5 protein-coding genes are annotated in these 3,988 nt (G+C 65.3%); 1 reads left to right on the forward strand and 4 read right to left on the reverse strand.

Going from position 1 to position 3,988, the window contains the following annotated elements:
• Positions 1-2,148: M56 family metallopeptidase (locus VGE27_RS00845; protein ID WP_331047731.1), on the reverse strand; the 2,148-nt coding region annotated here is incomplete at its 3' end.
• The gene (locus VGE27_RS00850) at positions 2,141-2,557 is read right to left on the reverse strand and encodes a BlaI/MecI/CopY family transcriptional regulator (protein ID WP_331047732.1); all 417 of its coding nucleotides are present in this window, start codon (positions 2,555-2,557) and stop codon (positions 2,141-2,143) included. The genes VGE27_RS00845 and VGE27_RS00850, both read right to left, overlap by 8 nt.
• A 132-nt stretch (positions 2,558-2,689) precedes the next feature.
• Here VGE27_RS00850 and VGE27_RS00855 point away from each other — a divergent pair, with 132 nt between their 5' ends.
• The gene (locus VGE27_RS00855; protein WP_331047733.1) at positions 2,690-2,941 is read left to right on the forward strand and encodes a GlsB/YeaQ/YmgE family stress response membrane protein; all 252 of its coding nucleotides are present in this window, start codon (positions 2,690-2,692) and stop codon (positions 2,939-2,941) included.
• A 17-nt stretch (positions 2,942-2,958) separates the two neighbouring features.
• Here VGE27_RS00855 and VGE27_RS00860 read toward each other — a convergent pair whose 3' ends face one another.
• Together VGE27_RS00860 and VGE27_RS00865 are read right to left on the reverse strand one after the other, a co-directional pair.
• Positions 2,959-3,288 carry a hypothetical protein gene (locus VGE27_RS00860; protein ID WP_331047734.1) on the reverse strand — a complete coding sequence of 110 codons (330 nt, stop codon included), beginning with the start codon at positions 3,286-3,288 and terminating at the stop codon, positions 2,959-2,961.
• The coding region (locus VGE27_RS00865) for a hypothetical protein (RefSeq protein ID WP_331047735.1) at positions 3,285-3,988 on the reverse strand (704 nt) is incomplete at its 5' end. The genes VGE27_RS00860 and VGE27_RS00865, both read right to left, overlap by 4 nt.

The following is a 3,988-nucleotide window of genomic DNA, read 5'->3' on the forward strand; positions in this document are numbered from 1 at the left end:
TTGTTCGCGAATCTCGTTGTCGTTGCTGTCCAGCATTTCCTTGATGAAGTCCGTCGAGTTTTCGCCCATCGACACCAGCGCGCGGAACAGATCGCGACGCACACCCTGATCCTTTTCGGCGCGGAAAGCGCGCATGATGGCCGGCGCAGCACTCTGATCGCCGATCTGATGCAGCACCCAGGCCACCGCGCGACGCACCTGACGTGAGCTGTCGGCCAGATGTGATGTGAGCCCCGCCGGGACGCGTTCGGGTGTGATGGAGCCCAGCGCCCACGCCGCGCGATATCGCACGGATGCTTCCGGATCATCCAGTGCCTTGATGAGCACCGGTTCAGCTTCGCGCACATCCAGCGTGCCGATCGCCCACGAGGCCGTGGCGCGCACACGCGCACTCGCATCGCTGCGCACGGCGTTGATCAGCGCACTTCCTGCTTCTGCACGCGCACCACGTTCATCGGCCAGCGCCCAGGCGGCCATCTCGCGCACCTTCTCGTCGGCATCACGACGCAGCGCCGAGATGAGTGCGGCACGCACACTGCCATCCACCGCCTGGTACTCGTTCAGGCCCCACGCCGCCACACGGCGAATGGAAGCGCTGCTGTCCGTGTTGAGGAGCCGCACCAGCAGACGCACCCGCTCACCCACCGGCATGCTGTCGAGACCGGGCATTCCCGCGTTCGCCAGGCGGGACCGTCCACCCATGCCGAAGGCGTCCACCACACTGGTGCTCACACCAACCGACAGCCGTGTGATCACATCCTGCGCCGCGTCGTTGATGCGGCGGTTCAGGCGCGTCGACGGATCAGCCGGTGGCTGCACCGGCTGCTCACGGCTCATCGCATCGGGAGACGCGGCGGGCTCGGGTGACGCGATCCCACTGATCACCGGCGACGGCTGCGGGCGAACGCCACGCCGCACCGAGTCACTGGAGATCGTCGTCTGCATCTCCGCGTCGGCCTGCGCGGCATCGTACGGCAACGAGTCGTCGTGTGACTTCTGCGCCGTCAGTGGCGTGGCCGCCGGAACGACCGGTGCCGCAGCGCCCACCAGCAACGTCACGGCTCCAATCAACCCGGCGAGCGTGACACCCTGACGACGCGTCGTGTTGCGACGCGGCCGCTCGGGGTCGAGGATGGCCAGCATGCGCCCTTCGAACTCACTGCGGCGCGCCATCGCAATGGCCACCGCGGGCGTGGCATCACCCTTCACCGACGTCACGATATCCAGCAGGTGCTCGGCATAGTCCGACGGACGCGTGCCCGACGACACTGCGAGATCATCGCACGCCTGCTCGCTCTCGGCGCGCAACGCACCGGCCGCCATCCATACCATGGGATGGAACCAGTACACGACACAGACCAGCCGAGCGAAGGTGTGTCCGAGCAGGTCGTTGCGCCGCACGTGCGCCAGCTCATGCAACAACACGGCCTGTCGACGCTCCATGCTCCACGTATCCGACGACAACGGCAGCACGATGGTCGGCTTGCGCACCCCGCAGGCAAACGGCATGCGCACATCGGCCGATCGCACCACGCGCGGCACATCATCGAGACCGATCCGATCGGCCACTTCGTACAGCGGGTCCAGCCAGTCCGGCGCCGACACCACGTTGGCACGGCGCACGATGCGCGCGGCGGCAATCCAGCTGCGCAGCAACCACGCCGCCGTGACCAGCATGCCCACGCACCACACCATCGCGATGAGCATCAGCGGCGACTGCGTCTGCAGGTAGGTCTTCACCTGCATCATCACACCCGGCGTGTCAGATGCCACCGACGAAGGAGCAACCGGTACGTCGACGCCCGGCAGCGACACCGTCGCACCAGGCGACGCCTCACCGATCGCATTCAACGTCGCGCCATTCGCCGCACCATCCACAACATCAGACTGCGTTGCAGCCTGCGTACGAACCGACGCGGAACCGCCCAGCACCGGAAGCACCGCCAGTCTCACCGGCTGCGTCATCTCGAGCACCGGAATGAGCAGCGTGGCCAGCAGCACCACCAACCACCACAGGTGCCGTACGCCTGCCGTCGCGCGGCGCAGCAGGCGAGCGCCGAGCACGGCGAGCCCCAGCAACAGCGTGATCTTAGCAATGACCAGCATTAGCGCCGACGTGCTGATGGTCCCAAGGAGAGTCTCAGACATCGCCCGAACCCTCCGAACGACGCGCCTTGGCGATGGCATCGCGCAGGCGCGACACATCACGGGCATCGAGACCCAGATCGCCACGCCGCAGCAACGCCGTCACGGCCAGCTCCGGGGATCCACCGAAGTAGGTCTCCACCAGGTGATTGAGTGCCGTCTCACGCACCGCATCACTGTCGACGGCCGGGTAGTACACGTAGCGCGGTCCGTCCTCACGGAACAGGATCGTGCCCTTTTCGGCCAGGATGCGCACGATGGACCGCACCGCCGAATAGGTCGGGGGATCGGGCAACTCGGCCATGATCTCGGCCACCGTCGCCTCGCCACGCCGGTGCAGGATGTCCATCACCTGCCGTTCGCGGCGGGAGAGACTGCCGGGGGCGGAATCAGAATCTTGGGGGGTGGCCATGGATATCAGGGGAGAAAGTCTGCTGATTTTTCAACCATGCTGATATTTCAACAGACTTACCCGGATGTCAACCCCGGGTGTACGTAGGCAAGTCCGTCGTTGGCGGGCCTTCTCACTACACTGGAGCGGATCATGGGTCTGTTGTATACGTGCCTGATCGGCCTGATCGTGGGTGCTATCGCGAAGTTCCTGATGCCCGGTAAGGACCCGGGCGGATTCATCATCACGATCCTGCTGGGCATCGCTGGTGCCCTGGTGGGGACGTGGCTCGGCCAGATGCTGGGGCTCTACGCCGCGGGAGCGCAGGCGGGCTTCATTGCCAGCGTGCTCGGCGCGATGCTGCTGCTGTTCGTCTACCGGATGATTGCCGGCAAGAAGACCTGAGGGCCGCCCCGCGCGATTCAGCGCGGCCGGCGCCAGTAATACCATTCACGCGCGGCGGTCCAACCCTGGGCCGCCGCGTCGTGTATTCCCGGCACACATTCAGCGCTCTGCACCGTGGCGCCGCGATAGATGTCATCCAACTCGGCCATGGTCTCGCGCGTGTCCGCAGTGACCGGGCGAGCACGAATACGTCTCGAGATCTCGTGGCGCACGGCCAGCTCGTCGAGATAGTCCGGCACGCCATCACGCACCGTGACATCGCCCCGTTCGATGCGATCCACAGCACGCGCCCACTCGGCGATGAGCGCAGCAAGCGCCAGGCGTTCGAGGTTCACAGGTTCGGTCACGAAGACATCTCCGTATCCGCACCCAGTCCGTGGAGAAGCGCAGACAGCGTGGCCGAGTCGAGGCGATGTTCTCCAGCGAAGCGCTGCACCGTTGCTGTGGGCTGCCACGACTGCAAACGCGTCAACGACAATTGCAATGCCTCGGGCGAGACGAACGGATCGACGTCACCCGTCACCAGCGTGACCTTCGTGCGCTCGAGCTGCCGACGCAACCGTCCGTGATCGATATCGGTGGCGAGCCCTCCTGCCCATGGCACCCAGTGATGGGGCCGCACATGACCGGCAGCCAACCATCGGGTGGACGTCGCCACACCCTGTGAAAACGCGAGCACGCCAACGGCCGTCGCCTGCTGGGCTTCGGACATCACCGTATCGTGTACGTTCTGCAACCAGCGCACGGCATCGGCGATGTCATCTTCGCGCGATTCCCGTGTCATCCACGTGGCGCCCACCTGCTGCAGATGACTGCCATCGGGACGCGGCATATCGCGATAGAAACGCGACAGTCCTTCAGGCGCCACCACACAAGTGTCATCCGGAACGATGTGCTGAAACGGGCGCAGAATACCCGATGCAAGCTGCGCATATCCGTGCAACACGAACCATACACGACGCGCCATGACGGGCTCCGCGCCGATCATCGCGTACCGTCCCGTCTTGATCGTCTCGCGGGTGTACAGGCGAATCGTGTCCGACACGG

This window comes from Gemmatimonas sp. (assembly GCF_036405635.1).
In the GTDB taxonomy this organism is placed as follows: domain Bacteria; phylum Gemmatimonadota; class Gemmatimonadetes; order Gemmatimonadales; family Gemmatimonadaceae; genus Gemmatimonas.

Excerpts from the sequence above, each read along its gene's own strand:
- VGE27_RS00855 (WP_331047733.1), top strand. The coding sequence starts at position 2,690 with ATGGGTCTGTTGTATACGTGCCTGATCGGCCTGATCGTGGGTGCTATC.
- VGE27_RS00850 (WP_331047732.1), bottom strand. The coding sequence starts at position 2,557 with ATGGCCACCCCCCAAGATTCTGATTCCGCCCCCGGCAGTCTCTCCCGC.